General features: G+C 43.3%; 12 protein-coding genes and 1 pseudogene. 9 read left to right on the top strand and 4 right to left on the bottom strand.

Annotated features, from left to right (window positions below; translation table 11 throughout):
* Nucleotides 1-76 precede the first annotated feature (76 nt).
* A complete protein-coding gene (gene gltB, locus I8752_RS34000) occupies nt 77-4,792 on the bottom strand; it encodes a glutamate synthase large subunit (RefSeq protein ID WP_214436571.1) in 4,716 nt (1,571 codons plus the stop codon).
* Nucleotides 4,793-5,551: 759 nt separating this feature from the next.
* Between gltB and I8752_RS33995 the strand changes: the two genes are divergently transcribed.
* From I8752_RS33995 to I8752_RS33955, 9 genes are all read left to right on the top strand, one after another.
* Nucleotides 5,552-7,612, top strand: a complete 2,061-nt coding sequence (locus tag I8752_RS33995; RefSeq protein ID WP_214436570.1) for a phosphodiester glycosidase family protein — start codon at nt 5,552-5,554, stop codon at nt 7,610-7,612.
* Between the two features lie 437 nt (nt 7,613-8,049).
* Nucleotides 8,050-8,469, top strand: coding sequence for a phosphomannose isomerase type II C-terminal cupin domain (locus I8752_RS33990; protein WP_214436569.1), 420 nt, complete (start codon nt 8,050-8,052; stop codon nt 8,467-8,469).
* 370 nt (nt 8,470-8,839) lie between these two features.
* Nucleotides 8,840-9,157: a HesB/IscA family protein gene (locus tag I8752_RS33985; protein WP_214436568.1), complete on the top strand. Its 318-nt coding sequence runs from the start codon at nt 8,840-8,842 to the stop codon at nt 9,155-9,157.
* 132 nt (nt 9,158-9,289) lie between these two features.
* Nucleotides 9,290-9,676: a 30S ribosomal protein S12 gene (gene rpsL, locus I8752_RS33980; RefSeq protein ID WP_214436567.1), complete on the top strand. Its 387-nt coding sequence runs from the start codon at nt 9,290-9,292 to the stop codon at nt 9,674-9,676.
* Between the two features lie 357 nt (nt 9,677-10,033).
* Nucleotides 10,034-10,504: a 30S ribosomal protein S7 gene (gene rpsG / locus I8752_RS33975; RefSeq protein ID WP_214436566.1), complete on the top strand. Its 471-nt coding sequence runs from the start codon at nt 10,034-10,036 to the stop codon at nt 10,502-10,504.
* Between the two features lie 140 nt (nt 10,505-10,644).
* Nucleotides 10,645-12,723 carry an elongation factor G gene (gene fusA, locus I8752_RS33970; RefSeq protein WP_214436565.1) on the top strand — a complete coding sequence of 693 codons (2,079 nt, stop codon included), beginning with the start codon at nt 10,645-10,647 and terminating at the stop codon, nt 12,721-12,723.
* Between the two features lie 22 nt (nt 12,724-12,745).
* Nucleotides 12,746-13,975: an elongation factor Tu gene (tuf, locus tag I8752_RS33965; protein WP_214436564.1), complete on the top strand. Its 1,230-nt coding sequence runs from the start codon at nt 12,746-12,748 to the stop codon at nt 13,973-13,975.
* A 158-nt stretch (nt 13,976-14,133) separates the two neighbouring features.
* The gene (gene rpsJ, locus I8752_RS33960; protein WP_010998474.1) at nt 14,134-14,451 is read left to right on the top strand and encodes a 30S ribosomal protein S10; all 318 of its coding nucleotides are present in this window, start codon (nt 14,134-14,136) and stop codon (nt 14,449-14,451) included.
* 208 nt (nt 14,452-14,659) lie between these two features.
* Nucleotides 14,660-15,310 (top strand): LON peptidase substrate-binding domain-containing protein, encoded by a 651-nt coding sequence (locus I8752_RS33955; protein ID WP_214436563.1) that lies wholly within the window; start codon nt 14,660-14,662, stop codon nt 15,308-15,310.
* Between the two features lie 161 nt (nt 15,311-15,471).
* Here I8752_RS33955 and pheA read toward each other — a convergent pair whose 3' ends face one another.
* The 3 genes and pseudogenes from pheA to I8752_RS33940 all read right to left on the bottom strand — a co-directional run.
* Nucleotides 15,472-16,350 carry a prephenate dehydratase gene (gene pheA / locus I8752_RS33950; protein WP_214436562.1) on the bottom strand — a complete coding sequence of 293 codons (879 nt, stop codon included), beginning with the start codon at nt 16,348-16,350 and terminating at the stop codon, nt 15,472-15,474.
* A gap of 63 nt (nt 16,351-16,413) precedes the next feature.
* On the bottom strand, nt 16,414-18,156 hold the full coding sequence (locus tag I8752_RS33945) for a glycosyltransferase family 39 protein (protein WP_214436561.1): 1,743 nt from the start codon (nt 18,154-18,156) through the stop codon (nt 16,414-16,416).
* Between the two features lie 435 nt (nt 18,157-18,591).
* A pseudogene (locus tag I8752_RS33940) lies at nt 18,592-18,951 on the bottom strand (IS4 family transposase); the annotation flags it as partial.

The following is an 18,951-nucleotide window of genomic DNA, read 5'->3' as shown; positions in this document are numbered from 1 at the left end:
GATGATTTAGTGTGTACACCATAGGTTGATAACGGGGAGAGCCAAGGTAATACAATAGCTCTCCGCCATCACTACATTAAACAGGACTTAGCTGTTTGTCTGTTAAAGGAGGGTTAGCTTCCGGGCCATCAGCTTCAGAAGGCGGAACTAATTGCCAAAACTTAGGTAAGTATTCTTTCCAGTTTTGCAAAATCATCTTCGCTTTCGGCGAACCTGTGCGATCGCAATGAGTTTGAATTAATTCTTGTAATTGATTCTCGCCTGCTTCAGTAATTACGCGCTGGATTTTGACAATTTCTTGATTAACCAACTCCGGGAAAGAGTCACTTTCATCTAAGAAGTATGCCAGTCCGCCAGTCATTCCCGCAGCTACGTTGCGTCCGACTTTACCAAGGACGACAATTGTGCCACCAGTCATGTACTCGCAACAGTGATCCCCAGCACCTTCAATCACTGCTACACCTTTGGAGTTTCGCACTCCGAAGCGTTCTCCTGCTAAACCGTTAGCAAACAATACGCCACCAGTAGCACCGTAGAGACAGGTATTGCCAACTATGACATTTTGTGCAGAGTCATAAGTAGCATCAGCTGGCGGTTTAATGATGATTTCGCCGCCATGCATTCCTTTACCGACATAATCGTTAGCTTCTCCTTGTAGGGTGAGTGTAATACCGGGAAGGTTAAAAGCGCCAAAGCTTTGTCCGACACTGCCTTGGAAGTTGAGATTAATTTGTCCGGCAAAACCGCTATCGCCATATTCAGAAGCGATCGCGCCTGCTAACCTTGCGCCTACTGTTCTGTCGGTGTTGACTATTGGTAAAGTCTTAGTAACAGTGGTCTGGTGGCGAATGGCTGCTTGAATATCGGGATCGGCAAGCAATTGGTCGTCTAAAACTGCACCGTTGCTGTGAACTTCTTCATGCACTAACCAGCTACGATTTTCTTTGGTTTCTGGTAGCTGAAGCAAGCAATTTAGATTCAACCCTTGAGTTTTGCTCAGTTGCACCTCTGGGCGCACTTTCAACAAATCTGCACGTCCAATAATTTCCGACAAAGAACGATAGCCGAGTCGTGCTAAAAGACTCCGCACTTCTTCTGCAATGAAGTAGAAGAAATTGACGACATGTTCCGGCATTCCTGCAAACCGCTTGCGGAGTTCTTCTTTTTGGGAAGCGACACCCACAGGGCAGTTATTTGTGTGGCAGATTCTTGCCATGATACAGCCTTCAGCAATCATAGCGATGGAACCAAAACCAAATTCTTCACCGCCCATCAAGGCAGCTGTTAGCACATCCCAGCCGCTCTTCAGTCCGCCATCAACGCGTAAAATCACGCGATCGCGTAACTTATTCTGCATCAAAACGCGATGCACTTCACTTAAGCCGAGTTCCCAAGGCGAACCGGCATGTTTAATCGAACTGAGTGGCGATGCACCTGTACCCCCATCGTGACCAGAAATTTGGATGATATCGGCGTTGGCCTTGGCTACACCAGCAGCAATAGTGCCAATGCCGACTTCTGCCACTAGCTTCACCGATACCTGTGCTTTCGGGTTAATCTGGTGCAGGTCGAAGATTAGCTGTGCTAAGTCTTCAATGGAATAAATATCGTGGTGCGGTGGCGGTGAAATCAGCGTTACACCTGGCTTAGAACGCCTTAACATGGCAATGTATTGGCTTACCTTTGGCCCTGGTAGTTGTCCACCTTCTCCAGGTTTTGCACCTTGGGCTATTTTAATTTCGATTTGTCTAGCGCTGCTAAGATATCCTGGCGTGACACCAAAGCGTCCCGATGCAACTTGCTTGATCGCACTAGAAGCAGTATCGCCGTTTTGCAATCCTTTCAAATGAGGCAGAGTTAGCGAGTAGCCATCTTGAACATCATTTAAAATTGTGTAGCGTACTGGATCTTCGCCACCTTCCCCAGAGTTGGATTTACCACCAATGCGGTTCATGGCGATCGCTAAAACTTCGTGGGCTTCCCGTGACAAAGCGCCCAAGGACATACCACCCGTGCAGAAGCGTTTGACAATCTCACTCACCGATTCTACTTCTTCTAAAGGAATCGACTGGCGATCGCTTCCAAAGTCTAGCAAGTCACGCAAGGCTGTAACTGGTCGATTTTCCAGATGCTTTTTGTAAACTTCGTAGTGGTCGTATTTCTTGCCATCTACAGCTTTATGCAGCGCCTTGGCTAGTTCGGGATTGTTCATATGGTACTCGCCCTTGGGAAAGTACTGTACAAAGCCCAGGTTTTCTAACTTCTTGACTGTCAAATCGGGGAAAGCCTTGCTATGGAAAGAAAGCACCTCTTGTGCCAGTTCGCTGACACTCAAACCGCCGATACGGGAAGTCGTACCCTGAAATCCCAGTTCTAATAAATCGCTACCAATACCGATAGCTTCAAAGATTTGCGCTGCTTGATAGCTGGAGAGTAAGGAAATTCCCATCTTGGAGAGAATTTTCAGCAAACCTGATTGTATGGCTTTGCGATAGTTGGCGATCGCTTGCTCTAAAGATATGGCAGGAATTTTTCCCCGCTCCATAAATTGCTGGGTTTTGGTGTCGAACCACCAATCGCGTACAGTGTCCAAAGCCATATATGGGCAAATAGCACCAGCACCATAACCAATCAAACAAGCAAAGTGGTGGGTACTCCAACATTGAGCGGTATTCACAACTATGGAGGTTTTCATCCGCAAACCTTCCCGAATCAGGTGATGGTGTACTGCTCCCACTGCTAATAAAGGAGGAATATAAGTGTATTCAGTGCCGATACCCTCACCTGCTCTGTCGCTCAATATTAGAATCCTCGCACCTGCGCGCACTGATTCTGCCGCTTGTGCTTGTAAAGATTGCACGGCTGCTTTCAATCCTTCCGGGCCGTTGTCAATGGCGAATAGAGTTGATAACTCAACTGTGGCAAATCCTGAAAGCTCAATAGCTTCCAATTCGGCCTGTGTCAATACAGGCGATTCCAGCTTCAGCCTCTTGGCATATTCTGCTTTTGGTTCTAATAAGTTCCCTCGTTCGCCTAGTTCGACTTTTAAGGACATCACTAGCTTTTCCCGTAAGGGGTCAATAGCTGGGTTCGTCACTTGAGCAAAGCGCTGTTTGAAATAGTCGTAAAGCAAGTGGGGTTTTTCTGATAGTACGGCTAGAGGAATATCATCACCCATGCAGAAAGTCGGCTCAGAACCTGTACTTGCCATTGGTTGAATCACCATTTCTACATCTTCTGTGGTGTAACCAAAGGCAAGTTGATGTTGCAACCAAGTTTGTCTGTCAATTTTGTCAGTTGTAGAGATGCGATTAATTGCGTCTGTTGTCTTATGTCCATTGCCATTGACAGATGATAACTGGGCATGACCATTATCAGTTGCTTTATGTCCGTTGCCATTAGAGGACGACTGACCCTTTTGTTTGAGTTCTTGACGATGCTGTTGCAGCCATTCTCCATAAGGTTGCTGCTTGGCAATGCGCTGCTTAATTTCCCAATTTTTCAGCACTTCATGGTTTACTAAATCCACGGCAATCATCTGTCCAGGGCCGAGTCTACCTTTCTCAACAATGTCGGCTTCTGGAAAGTCAACTACACCTGCTTCGGAAGCTACAACGATGTAATCATCTTTGGTGATGGCGTAGCGAGCTGGTCTTAAGCCATTGCGGTCTAGTGTTGCGCCAACTTTTTTGCCATCGCTAAAGACTAAAAGTGCTGGCCCATCCCAGGCTTCTTGTAGACCGCTGTAATATTCGTAAAAATCGACGATTTCTGGATAGTCACGCAAAGATGGCTGATTTTGATAAGCCTCTGGAACCATAATCATTAAGGCTTCCAAGGGGCTGCGTCCAGAACGTACCAGTAATTCGAGTACGTTGTCTAAAGTCGCTGAGTCGCTGTTATCAATGTGAACTATGGGCTTGAGTTCGTTGATGCGATCGCCCCATACTGGATGATTCAGGCTAGCTTCTCTGGCCATCATCCAGTTGATGTTGCCCAACAGAGTATTTATTTCCCCGTTGTGACCTAAAAGCCGCATCGGTTGCGCTAGAGGCCACTTAGGCATTGTGTTCGTACTAAAACGGCGATGATAGACTGCAAAGGCGCTCTGATAAGCGGGATTTTTTAAATCTTCATAAAATTCTCCTAAAACAGCCGAACGCACCATACCTTTATAGACAATTGTCCGGCTTGACAAGGAGCAAATATAAAACTCTTCTGAGATATTGAATGCAGCTTGACCTATGCGGCGGCGAGTAATATACAATTGCCGTTCTAGTTCATCGCCACTTTGCTCGGCTGCTAGAAAAACTTGTTCTATTTGGGGTTGATTTTCTCTTGCTTGAACTCCTAACAAGTTAGGCTGCACTGGCACTACTCGCCAGCCCAGTACAGTCAATTTTTCTTCTTTTGCTACTTGCTCAACTGTTTGCTTAATTCTTTGAGCTACTTCTTTTTCTGGTGGCAAAAATATCATTCCTACAGCTAAATTGCTGCTGGATAAATCTGTTAAATTTCCTAGCGAATAGTCTTTATGAAACAAATCCCAAGGAATAGCTGTCAGTATGCCTGCACCATCACCAGAGTCTTGGTCTGCACTACAACCACCCCGGTGTTCTAAACAAGTCAAAGCAGCTAAAGCTTTTGTCACTATTTCGTGGCTGGCTTGATTCTGACGATGAGCAATAAAACCCACACCACAAGCATCTCTTTCCTCTACTAACCACCTTTGTCCTTGGTATGTATCTGAAAATGTCATAGTTTGCAATTGATTCATCGTTTTATCGTTCATAGCCAATTCCTGAAATGTTGAGTCACAAATTTTGCCACTAATTCTGAGGAAAAATTTCTAAATTACGTTTTAGAAAATACATACATGACCGAAATTTATGGAAAAAAATTTTAACTTCGGTTTTTCTTTTTGGTTTGCCCGTGTTAAAATAACTGCGTTATTTATTTCTGTATTTCTGCTGTGTTAGACAAATTACTTTTGCTCTAACAATCTTTGTATTTATATCTGTGGGGTAAGTTTTTTTTCAATTCTTTTTTCCCAGATGAAAGCTACCCTTAGCTAAAGCAGGTTCTTGCTTACTGCAAAAAAATTCAAACTGAAAGTTTAATGTTTTGAGAGCCGAAATCATCCTGATTTTGCTACAAAATCAGCGTATTACAATATATACCCATTTGACAATTCCTAAATATCCCTGTTGTCGTCTGTATTTTCTTAATTAGTTGTTGCCACTTGTGTTACTACCAGTTCAACCTCACTTAAGTAGCAACAATAGCAACCATCGGTGAGGATGGAATAAATATCTTAATCTAGTTTTGCTCAACAAGACTACTATGTATCCTCTAGTTGAGGCTAGTATTATATAAAACACTTATTTTTGGCGCTTTGGGAAAAAACTGCTTGTTAGATTCTACAAGAGATAACAAGCCAATATATAGATTATCATGTTTATTCAAAAGTTAAATCACTATTTTTTAAGATTTCCCAATAATTAGTTAATTTGTGCGTTGGATGATAGTTTTCAAAAGTACTTAGTAAATTATGGTAAAAATGACGAATTGTTGCTGCCAAAAAAACTATAGTACTGTTGCTAATCAGTCTAACCACAGGTGTTTTCGGATGACTGTATCGCCATTTATCGCAACATTACTGTACTTGTCTGCTACTTATGCTGCCATTGCTCAACAGTCTCCAACAAATACCAAACCAGTTCCAAGGCTGGCTCCACAATCCCCAGGATCTCCGGCGATCGCGGTATCATCTTCTGGTAGTCAAATTTCCCTTAACGGTCGCACCCTACCAGGAACTTGGTTGCAGAAACCCACTAAGGCAGGCCAAGTTATTACTTACCTCAGTGACGGCTCTTTCCGGCAATTAATCGGCGTAGATTTCTTAAACAGTAACAACCCAGCCAGACAACCAATAGCATGGTTTTCGTTGGTTACTAAGCCAGTAATTTTAGCCACTCAGCTATCAAATGGATATCGCTATCTAAATATTACAAATTTTGCTCGAACCGCAGGATGGCAGTTGCAAGTTAATGGCAATACTTTAATCATCGCCACTCCCAAAGCGCAAATCACAAATATTGTGCAAAATCTGCAACCTGCCGATGCAAATATTGCAACTTTACAGTTGGCTCGCGTTGTTGTTGATTTAGATCGTCCGACTCCTTGGCAAGTTACGCAAGGATTACCCATTAAAAAACTTCCAACTCCTACCGCTGATCCTGATACAGTAATTCCTAAATCCTCTACACAACCAAATAGAGAGTGGACAATTACTCTGGATGGAATAGCCGAGCCTCAGCTAATTCAGCGTTATACTCCCCTACCACCTGCACCGCCACCAACATCATTACCAGATGTCGTACCGCCACCAACATCATCACCAGACCCGCTCAAACAATTACCATCAACACTAGATCCCGAACAACTCATTCAAAAAGTCGAAGTAGTTAATAACCAAACGATTGTTACTCTTAGCGTTCCCTTTGGTCTGTCTCCTCAGGTAAACACCGTAGCTAACCCCAATCGTCTAATTATTGATATTCGACCTGATGCAATGGTATCGCGGAATATTGCTTGGGCATCGGGATTGCGCTGGCGACAGCAATATGTAAATTTAGGCACAGAACGTTTTCCTGTAGTCTTGGTAGAAGTTAATCCCCGCACTGTTGGGCTACAGGTGAAACCTATATGGGCAAACCCTGACACCCTTATAGGTACTGCTCCAATAATTCAAACAGCACAGCGTTACTTAGCTGTAGCAGCAATCAATGGTGGTTATTTTAACCGCAATAATAGATTACCCTTGGGAGCAATTCGGCGGGATGGTCAGTGGTTGTCTAGTCCAATTCTCAACCGAGGAGCGATCGCTTGGAATGATTCTGGACAATTTTACTTTGGCCGCCTCACCTTGGAGGAGACTTTAATTGCTCCTAATAACCTACGGTTGCCAATTATGTTTCTGAACAGTGGTTACGTGCAGAATGGTATTGCACGTTACACTCCAAGCTGGGGAACTAGCTATACTCCTCTGACCGACAACGAAGTTATCCTGATTATTCAAAACAACCAAGTAACCAATCAATTTCTAGGAGGCAAAGCTAATCAAACTGCCGTTCCCATTCCTCAAGATGGCTACTTATTAACTTTACGTGGAAATGCTGTTAGTAATGCATCGCAGTTGCCCATCGGTACAGCACTAAGTATTTCTACAGCAACGAATCCTACTAATTTTAACAGTTACCCTCACATTGTGGGAGCCGGGCCGCTATTAGTACAAAATAGTCAAGTTGTCCTTGATGCTAAAGCTGAAAAATTTAGTAATGCCTTTATTGCAGAAAAGGCTATTCGCAGCGGCATTTGCACAACTACAACAGGTACGCTAATGATTGCTGCCGTGCATAATCGGGCTGGCGGTCCAGGCCCTACCTTAGCAGAACACGCCCAGTTGATGAAGCTTCTCGGATGTGTTAATGCTCTAAATTTAGATGGCGGTAGCTCAACTAGTCTTTATTTAGGAGGACAGCTACTCGACCGTTCTCCTAGTACTGCTGCCCGCGTGCATAACGGAATTGGAATCTTTCTCCAAAAATAATAAATGAGGGAGACAACGGGGATAAGAAAGATGAGGAAGAATAAGGAACTTGCAAATAAATATCTCATTGCTGTTGAAGCTGGGGAAACGGCACAGAAGAATTAATAGTATTGGACTCACAAATTGAATAATTTATTTGTTGGAGTTCGCTAATAAAAAAATTTGTTTTATTATCTCCTTCATCTTCGCTATTTCCTTCACTTCCCCAGTCCTCAGTTTCTTTTTAAAGTTCAGAACAAGTTACCATTCGACTTGATGAAGACTTAGTGTAGAGGCAATAGTTTTTGTAGTAATTGTTTACACCGTAAAGTTTGATTTTGCTATCTTTAGCAAGGTGGAACTGAATTGCTAATTTTCACGGTTGCAAGATTGCGCCAGATTTTTCCATCAATGGTTAAGAGTAATGACGGTTTGTTATGTCACCAAATGAGGTAACTATGGCTCAATATCAAGAAACCACACCAATTAATACTTTGCCCCTCTCCGCTGCGATCGTTACTAGAGGGATCGCTGCAACGGAACTGCGTCCTTGGGGTTCTTTTACTATTCTAGAAGAAGGACGCGGCTACAAAATCAAGCGCATCGAAGTTAAGCCCGGACATCGCCTCAGTCTACAAATGCATCATCACCGCAGCGAACACTGGATTGTCGTTTCTGGTACAGCTAGGGTAACTTGCGGCGATCGAGAAGTACTGCTAGGCAATAATCAGTCAACCTATGTACCTCAATGTACATCTCATCGTTTAGAGAATCCTGGTGTAATTCCTTTGGTATTAATTGAAGTGCAAAATGGTGAATACTTAGGAGAAGATGATATTATTCGCTACCAAGATGACTATGCACGTACTGCGAATTAACACTCAAACAAAACTAATCTGGAATAATTAAGACTGTGAAGCTGAAAGTCAAAAATTAAATATTTTATAGTACAAGCCGTTTAAGGTAATAACTGCGCGCTGAACATCCCTGCCTACTTTTGGTGGGGATATTTTAGTGTGATGAACAAAGGCAGGAAACGAAGGCAAAAGGCAGTAGGCAGAAGTGGAAGAGTGGAAGTCAGGAATCAGTAATTATTCTCCCTCACACCTTCTTTCTTTGCGTCTTTGCGTCTGCTTGTCCCCCTCATCCCCCTCATTCCCCTCATCAAAATCTCAAATTTGGTATAACTTTAGTAGCCAACCTATCTGTAATATTTAAGATGGGTTTTCTATTGCCAAAACGAATTCCATGATTCATTTGAGTCCAGCAGCCGCAATTGAAATAGGGCGATTAAAGTTAAAGCAGCCACATGCCTTGTTTAGATTAGCAGTTAAACCCGGTGGTTGTTCGGGTTGGTTTTATGATATGTCTTTTGATGAAGCGGTAGAGGTTGGCGATCGCTTGCTTGAGTTGAACGGCATTCAAGTAGTCGTAGATGCCGAAAGCTTAAATCACATTCACGGTTTGGCGTTAGATTATTCAGAAGATTTGATGGGCGGAGGTTTTCGCTTCCATAACCCCCAGGCGATCGCTACCTGTGGTTGTGGTAATTCCTTCTCTATTTAGTCAATAGTCAGGAGTTTTTTACCACTGATAAAAAACTCCTGACAACTGACAATTGACATAAAACCATGAAAAAAGCTATAATCAGGATTTGTTAAAACTTAGACCTCTAAGCAGCTTCACGCGCTGTGACTCATGCCAACAATACAGCAACTCATACGTAATGAACGCGAAAAAGCGCGTCAGAAAACCAAGTCCCCAGCTCTGAAGCAATGCCCACAACGTCGGGGTGTTTGTACAAGAGTATACACAACTACACCTAAAAAGCCTAACTCAGCTCTCCGCAAAGTAGCAAGGGTAAGACTTACTTCTGGATTTGAAGTTACAGCTTACATCCCAGGAATTGGTCACAACTTGCAAGAGCATTCTGTGGTGATGATCCGTGGCGGTCGGGTTAAGGATTTGCCAGGCGTAAGATATCACATTATCCGTGGCACCTTGGATACAGCGGGAGTTAAAGATCGCAAACAAGGTCGTTCCAAATATGGAACTAAGCGCCCGAAAGAAGCGGCTAAAAAATAGAGCAGAGGCGATTAATCGTGTTTGATGCGATTAACCGTCTCCTCCAGAAGTGCCGAAGAACAGAAAAACAAGCTGTGCTGGCTTTTTCAAGAAATTAAGCTACACCCTTGAGAGGGCGAGCAAGTCTAGGTAATTTCAAGTAGCATCCTAGAAGTAACGGCAGCATTTCAATCCAGATATTAAGGTTTTTAATGTTGTTGCCTTGTATGTCTAAATTGTGGGCAGCAAGTTAGTAGGTTAGCCTCGCTGCAACCGTAGAAAAAATTAAGTTAACTCTAAGCGGAGGCTGTTGCCGCTTAGAATCCAGTGTCTGATAGCATATAATTTCGTTGCCAAATCCGAATTAAAGGTTGAAGTATGTCTCGTCGTGGTGTTATTCAAAGGCGCCCAGTCCCGCCTGACTCAGTATATAACAGTCGTCTTGTGAGTATGATCATCAGGCGGATTATGCGTCATGGGAAGAAATCCCTGTCAGCACGTATTGTCTATGATGCCTTGAAAAGCATTGAAGAACGCACAGGTAATCCTGCTATAGAAACTTTTGAAAGAGCAGTGCGAAATGCAACGCCTTTAGTAGAAGTGAAAGCTCGCCGAGTTGGTGGAGCAACTTATCAAGTACCGATGGAAGTGCGTTCGGAACGGGGTACTACTCTTGCATTACGTTGGCTGGTACAATTTTCCAGGTCTAGACCCGGTAGAACGATGGCAAGCAAATTAGCTAACGAGTTACTTGATGCAGCCAACGAAACCGGGAACGCAATTCGCAAGCGAGAAGAAACACATCGGATGGCGGAAGCTAACAAAGCCTTCGCACACTATCGTTACTAAGTAAAGAAGCGATATATCGTAACTTTCCAAGCGATATATCGTGAAATTACAAAAATTAAAGACGGTTTTCCGTAGAGTATAGAATCTTAACAAAGAGTAATATACAAGATATCATGAGGCAAAAACTATAGGAGGCTATTGTGGCACGTACGATCCCGCTAGAGAAAGTACGCAATATCGGTATTGCGGCGCATATAGATGCGGGCAAGACAACAACAACAGAGAGAATATTATTTTACTCTGGGATAATTCATAAAATTGGTGAGGTTCACGAAGGAACTGCCGTAACAGACTGGATGGATCAGGAGCGGGAGCGGGGAATTACCATTACTGCTGCTGCTATTACTACCAGTTGGAAAGATCATCAAATTAACATTATCGATACTCCAGGTCACGTTGACTTTACCATTGAAGTCGAACGTTCGATGCGCGTGTTGGATGGTGTAATCGCAGTATTTTGTTCTGTGGGTGGCGTGCAACCGCAGTCAGAAACTGTGTGGCGGCAAGCAGACCGCTACAAAGTGCCGCGGATCGCCTTTATCAACAAAATGGATCGCACAGGAGCGAACTTTTATCGAGTTCACGAGCAAATGCGCGATCGCCTGCGTGCCAACGCCATTGCTATTCAATTGCCAATTGGTAGTGAAAATGACTTCAAAGGTATCGTTGACTTAGTACGGAAGCGTGCATACCTATACGCCAACGACCAAGGAACCGATATTCAAGAAACAGATATTCCAGCAGAATTGCAAGAGCAAGCTGAAGAATACCGCAGCAAACTTATAGAAGCTGTGGCAGAAACAGATGACAATCTAATGAATAAGTACTTCGAGGGCGAAGAACTTACAGAAGATGAAATAGTTACTGCCCTACGTAAAGGCACTATTGCAGGCACTATTGTGCCAGTACTTTGCGGTTCAGCATTCAAAAACAAAGGCGTGCAGTTGATGCTGGATGCAGTTGTAGACTACCTGCCAGCACCAACCGAAGTACCACCAATTCAAGGTGCGCTACCAAATGGCGAAACTGTTGAGCGTCGGGCTGATGACACCGAACCTCTATCAGCTTTGGCATTCAAAATTATGGCCGATCCCTACGGTCGCTTGACATTCGTTCGCGTTTATTCTGGCATTCTGAAAAAAGGTAGCTACGTTCTCAACGCTACTAAGAATAAGAAAGAACGGATTTCCCGTTTGGTAGTTTTAAAAGCAGACGAACGCCTCGATGTGGAAGAACTGCGAGCAGGTGATTTGGGAGCCGCTTTAGGATTAAAAGACACCTTAACAGGTGACACCCTTTGTGATGAAGGTTCGCCAGTGATTCTGGAGTCTCTATTCATCCCTGAGCCTGTAATCTCGGTGGCGGTTGAACCCAAAACCAAGAACGACATGGATAAGCTATCCAAAGCTCTGCAATCCCTCTCAGAAGAAGACCCAACCTTCCGCGTTAGCGTCGATCCCGAAACTAACCAAACAGTCATTGCTGGCATGGGAGAGCTACATCTAGAAATTCTGGTAGACCGGATGTTACGCGAATTTAAAGTAGAAGCGAATGTCGGTGCACCGCAAGTAGCTTACCGCGAAACGATTCGCAAACACGTTACCAGAATTGAAGGTAAGTTTATCCGCCAAAGTGGTGGTAAAGGCCAATACGGTCATGTTGTGATCGATTTGGAACCAGGAGAACCTGGTACTGGTTTTGAATTCGTCTCCAAAATTGTTGGTGGTGTTGTACCTAAAGAGTACATAAATCCCGCAGAACAGGGAATGAAAGAAAGCTGCGAATCTGGTGTTTTAGCCGGATATCCGCTAATTGATGTCAAAGCGACATTGGTCGATGGCTCTTACCACGATGTAGACTCTTCGGAAATGGCTTTCAAAATCGCCGGCTCTATGGCGATGAAAGAGGCTGTTATGAAAGCCTCGCCCGTACTCTTAGAACCGATGATGAAAGTTGAGGTTGAGGTTCCCGAAAACTTCCTAGGGGATGTTATGGGCGATCTCAATTCCCGTCGCGGACAAATTGAGGGTATGGGATCTGAACAGAGCATTGCTAAAGTGACAGCTAAAGTCCCACTGGCAGAAATGTTTGGCTATGCCACCGATATCCGGTCGAAGACCCAAGGTCGGGGCATCTTCTCAATGGAGTTTAGCCACTACGAAGAAGTGCCTCGCAACGTGGCTGAGGCAATCATTGCAAAAAGCAAAGGGAACGCTTAATTAAAAAAGGAAACGAGCATTCATGGCACGCGCAAAGTTTGAAAGAACTAAACCCCACGTTAACATTGGTACGATTGGCCACGTTGACCACGGTAAAACAACTTTAACAGCAGCTATCACCATGACCTTAGCGGCTCTAGGTCAAGCTGTGGCTAAGGGTTACGATCAAATCGACAACGCCCCAGAAGAAAAGGCGCGGGGTATTACCATTAACACCGCTCACGTTGAGTATGAAACTGCTAATCGGCACTATGCTCACGTAGACTGCCCCGGACACGCTGACTATGTGAAGAACATGATCACCGGTGCTGCCCAAATGGATGGAGCTATCCTCGTAGTTGCTGCTACCGATGGTCCTATGCCCCAAACCCGCGAACACATTCTGCTAGCAAAACAGGTGGGCGTTCCTAAACTAGTAGTCTTCTTAAATAAAGAAGACATGATGGAAGACGACGAACTGCTGGAACTAGTAGAACTAGAACTGCGAGAACTGTTAACTGAATATGAATTTGATGGGGACGATATTCCCATCGTCAGAGGTTCGGGCTTGCAAGCTCTCGAAGCAATGACCAAGAATCCTAAGACCCAACGCGGAGAGAATCCATGGGTAGACAAAATCTACTCACTCATGGATGCTGTGGATTCCTACATTCCCGACCCCGAACGCGATATAGATAAGCCCTTCCTCATGGCTGTTGAAGACGTTTTCTCCATCACAGGTCGTGGTACAGTTGCCACCGGTCGGATTGAGCGCGGTAAAGTCAAAGTCGGCGATAACGTTGAACTCGTTGGTATTAGAGACAATCGCAGCACGACTGTTACTGGTATCGAGATGTTCAAGAAGAGTCTTGATGAGGGTATGGCTGGGGATAACGCCGGGGTATTACTTCGGGGTATCCAGAAGACTGATATTGAACGGGGTATGGTGCTAGCTAAACCAGGTTCAATTAAGCCTCACACTCAATTTGAAGGTGAAGTTTACGTTCTCACAGAAAAAGAAGGTGGTCGGAAAACTCCATTTTTTGCTGGATACCGTCCCCAGTTCTACGTGCGAACAACTGATGTAACTGGTACAATCAGAGCTTTCACCACTGATGAAGGTGGCGAAGCAGAAATGGTGATGCCAGGCGATCGCATCAAAATGACTGTAGAACTGATCAACCCGATCGCAATTGAGCAAGGAATGCGTTTCGCTATTCGTGAAGGTGGTCGCACCATTGGTGCTGGAGTCGTCTCCAAAATCCTCAAATAGCACCTTTTTGCCTTAATCACAAAGGAGCAGAGATGGTAAAGTAAAAAGCCTCTCTGCTTTTTTCTCTTCCTTAAATTCAAGTGAGTAGGAACTAGCAGAGCAATTTTATTCCTTCTAACTCCCACTCCCTTCAAAACTCAGAACCTGGAAAATTAAAGATGGCAACTCTACAGCAGCAGAAGATTAGAATTCGTTTACAAGCTTTTGACCGTCGTCTACTCGATACATCTTGCGAGAAGATTGTAGACACAGCTAACCGGACTAACGCTACAGCCATAGGCCCGATTCCTTTACCAACAAAACGTAAAATCTACTGCGTGCTGCGATCGCCTCACGTAGATAAAGATTCACGAGAACATTTTGAAACCCGTACCCATCGCCGGATTATTGACATTTATCAGCCTTCGTCTAAAACTATTGATGCTCTGATGAAACTGGATCTACCATCTGGTGTGGATATTGAAGTCAAACTTTAAATTGTTAGTAGTCAGTAGTCAGTGGCTAATAGCAAAAAACAACTGACAACTGACAACTGGCATTTTTAGTATAGATATTTACCTTGCCCTGAATAAATTTCTTTCAGGGCTTTTTATTGCCTGGGAAACAAAATGATAGAATGTAAACAAAGTACGGGAAAAGCAGAGAAGAATAAATTTTAAAGATTAAATTTATACTAAGGTAACAATGACATTTTCTTCTAAAATTGCAGTCCGCGAACTACCTCTGTTCCCGTTACCTGAAGTAGTTCTGTTCCCCACCAGACCATTACCCCTACACATCTTTGAATTTCGCTACCGAATCATGATGAACACGATTTTGGAAAGCGATCGCCGATTTGGAGTGTTGATGGTCGATCCAGTCAAAGGTACAATTGCGAACGTTGGATGTTGTGCAGAAATCATTCATCATCAACGGCTGCCAGATGACCGCATGAAAATGTTGACTTTGGGACAGCAGAGGTTTCGTGTTTTAGAGTATGTTCGTGAAAAGCCCTACCGCGTTGGCTTGGTGGAATGGTTGGAAGATCATCCACCTACAAAAGATTTGCGCCCTTTAGCAACCGAAGTAGAACAATTGCTACGAGATGTTGTGCGCCTCTCTGCTAAGTTAACCGAACAAAACATTGAACTACCAGAGGAATTGCCCGATCTGCCCACAGAACTATCTTATTGGGTGGCAAGCAACCTTTATGGTGTAGCCGCAGAGCAGCAGTCATTACTAGAAATGCAAGATACTGTAGCTCGCCTAGAACGAGAAGCAGAAATTTTGACTTCTACTCGCAATCATTTGGCAGCTCGTTCTGTTCTTAAAGATACTTTTAATCAAAAGTTATGAGTAAATAGTCAATAGTCCAAAAATCTTGGATTGTGGACTATTGACTTTGGACTTATGGTAAAGTGCTGAGTAAAAATCTAGTTACTAGCCTGCAAGAATCTGCTTTGCGTCTACAAGCTTTTGAGCAATCAACACTGTCCTAATATTTAGTAACTATGGCTTCATAACTCAAGAGCAGTAATTGGCAAAATGTTGTAGCTGCCAAAGATTTTTAAAACTTCAATATACTTTTTTAAATCTGCTAAAGCAGATAGCATTTCTGCTGAAGTCGCGTTTGATTCTACATCTATGAAAAACAAGTATTCTCCAAGCGATCGCTTTGTAGGGCGAGATTCGATCCGGCTAAGATTAATTCCTAATTGAGCAAATACTTGCAAGGGTTTGAGCAGCGCTCCTGGGACATTGGCAGGTACGCTGAAAGCTAGCGAAGTATGGCTAGCGCCTGTTGATGATATATCTTCAACAGCCTTTGTTTTTGGCTGACTTACCACCCAAAAGCGAGTACAGTTTTCTGGATAGTCGTTAATGCCACTAGCTAATATCGGTAAGTTATAGAGTTGGGCTGCTCTAGTAGATGCGATCGCAGCGATTGTCCAGTCTTGTTCTAATTTTTGTAGTGCTTCAGTTGTAGAATTGTTCGGAATCACCTGCACATTTGGTAAAAACTGCTGCAACCACCCCTGACATTGAGCCAGAGCTTGCGGATGCGAATAAACGGTTTTAATGCTATCTAAACTAGTTGCACAGGAAATTAATGTATGAACAATAGGCATGACCAAAGCAAACTGGATTTGCAACTCATCCAACTGCCACAGGGTATCCATTGTCATGGTGACACTACCTTCAAGAGAATTTTCTACAGGCACAACGGCCAACTGAGTGTCTCCAACAGCAACGGCTTGGAGTGACTGGGCAATACTGGGATATGGGCATAAGATAGCTTCAATTCCCATATTTTTAGCTAGCCAGTTAACATAAAAAACAGCTGCTTGTTCTGTATAAGTACCAGGAGGCCCTAAATGAGCAATGGATATAGTCATAGAGTGTGCCCTAAGTTATCTAATTAGATTTCTAGACTATATCTTAGGCAAATCTAGCCTTTGTTAACTTGAAATATTGCTTTGAGATGTATCGCTTTTTTGAGCAGCACAATGATACAGTTTGTAACTATATTCACCAGCAGATTTACCGTATTGCGTATCAGGAAAACATTGCTGGGATTGCAAATCAATTTGAGTACGAAATTCGACTAACCAGAGGTCTAGAGGTCGTGGTATTTGAGTGAGTTGCTGTGAAAACACTTGTATGGCTTGGGTATAGTCTTTGGTCTTTGAGTCTTGACGAGCTAAGAAAAACTGCAAATCTTGGGCAGGTCTATTTTGCAATTCCCAAGCTAACCCCATCATTCTGCCAGTTTGACCGTGGTGCAGGTGAGTAGTAGCAATCAGCACTTTGTGTGGAGAAACTCGTTGGATGAGAGAAGCGAGAAGATCGGGGCGTTGGTTTTGCAGATAGCCCAGATTCCAGACTACTGTCACTCCGCCAAGCACCGCCATCAACAAAATGATACTCACCGCAACTTTCCCATTTACAAATAGCGAGAATTTTTGTTTGTGTTGGTTGAAATTTTTTACTTGATTCCAACGACCTGCTAATGCAGCACCCAAGAGCAAAATTATTGGCGGTACGCAGACAAATTGGAAACGAGCAGCTAAGGTTAAATCCATTTTTAGACCATAGGTGAAACCAAGGCATAATGCGATCGCCCCTACAAGATACCCACTGAAAATTTGAATCGCTAAATTAGTATCAGGGTGTTGCTGCTGGATTTTTAGCCCAAAAAGGAGATGAGGCAGGCTCCAAAGCAGAAATAGCAAAGTTACCACGCCAGAAACAATTACAATGGCTAGAGGTAAGTTTGTAATTGCTGAAGGCAACAGCAACAGCATACTCATAGTCCAAAGTAATAGTCGCCCTATGGGTTCTAACCATCTAATATGAGGATTGCTACTTGCAACCCAAGTTGTGAGTTCATTTCCAGGAATACTTTTTAAGACAGGTATCCAAACGAGACATCCAATCAAAGTACCCACGACAACTATCCAGATACGCCACCAATTATTTCGCACATAGACAAATGTAGTTTGGTTTGCTTGCACCCAAATTTGCCACAGTAATACAAAGCCTTGTGCACACAAAGTCAGGGCGAAAAAATAATGAGTTGCTATCCCCAAACTATTAATCGTTACCCAAGCTAATACCACCCAGATAGGTAGAGATTGCTGACGATGGATAGTCTGAATAGCTTTAACAAAACAACATAGAGAAGCAATTATTAACAAAATCACCAGAGTGTAATGACGCGCTTCTCTAGCCAGGAAAACAGCGAAAGGCGAAACAGCCATCATTGCTGCTGCCATTTGACCTACTAATTTGGAGCGAAAGGTTAAATAGCCGAAGCCAAACATCGCAGGAATTGACACTACCCCAAAAAAAGCACTTAGCGATCGCGCCACCCAGATGGAGGTGACTTCCCCCGGAGGCGAAAACAATTTCATCCAGAAATGGGATAGCACAAAATAAACTGGAGGATGCGTACTTTCATCTAACAGATGCTCGATAACTGCGTTAATTCCAACTGTGGAGATAGCTTGCAATGGCTGTAGCAGCACATCTGAACTAATGAGTTGATTCAGTGGTACTGAGCGAAAACTATTGCCCAAACTAAAAACTATCGTTGCACACTCATCAGTCCAAGGTGGTAGAGATTCCAGACGCACAAAGCGTAGACCAGTGCCAATAGCTAACCATAGCAGTATTAGCAGTAGGTGATAGCGGTTTTTCATTAACGCGATGCCATACCGAGTTGCAATCAAAAATAGTAAGGGACTTTCAAATAAAAAAATACCCCATTGTAATTGTTAGTTGCTGAAAATTAACAGTCAACTGTTTTTATTTGTGTTAGCCCTTTTAGCGAATAACTTGACAAAAAACATAAAACATGGATTTAATTTACTAAAAAATTACCTCTCTATCGCTCCATAATTTATCTTTACTAGAGATAGTCCAAATCATTTGTAAGCTGTTCCACATAAAAATTGCACATTGACCGGAAGCGGAGCTTTCCTTGCTTTGCTCGATTAGACTGTTGACAGTCAACGACCACCATGAGTAGTTATGCTTTTTTAACGTGCATTAGCTTAAAACTATCTCACCGATAAAGAATAACTATAAGTAAATATAGTTTTTAAAATAAATCAGTTCAAGGGGCGACAAGCGAGTTAAAGAGCTTGCTGTATAAGCTTCATAGCCCTTAAACCTCGCTGATAATATGCTTGCTTATTGCGACTGAAACCGACCAGTTCCTCGACCCATGCTTGACACTCATGCCAAGCGACTATCCAATTTTGACCATATAAACCTATCCAGAAATTACTATGACGTTTCTCATTTCTATTTTTTTCTTGACTACGACAAATATAGGAATCAAGTTTTTGAAATTTAGTCCTTTGTCCATGTAACCAAGCACTGGTCATAGCTAAAGCAATTAAAAATATTATTCGTACAAGTCTATCAGGATTAGCTTGAGAACTTTCCAAATTGTAACCGCCAGTTTTACAATCTTTGAACATGGCTTCAAT

It is taken from the genome of Dendronalium phyllosphericum CENA369, from assembly GCF_016056275.1.
Lineage (GTDB): Bacteria > Cyanobacteriota > Cyanobacteriia > Cyanobacteriales > Nostocaceae > Dendronalium > Dendronalium phyllosphericum.
This window is presented reverse-complemented; position numbering and strand designations above follow the sequence as displayed.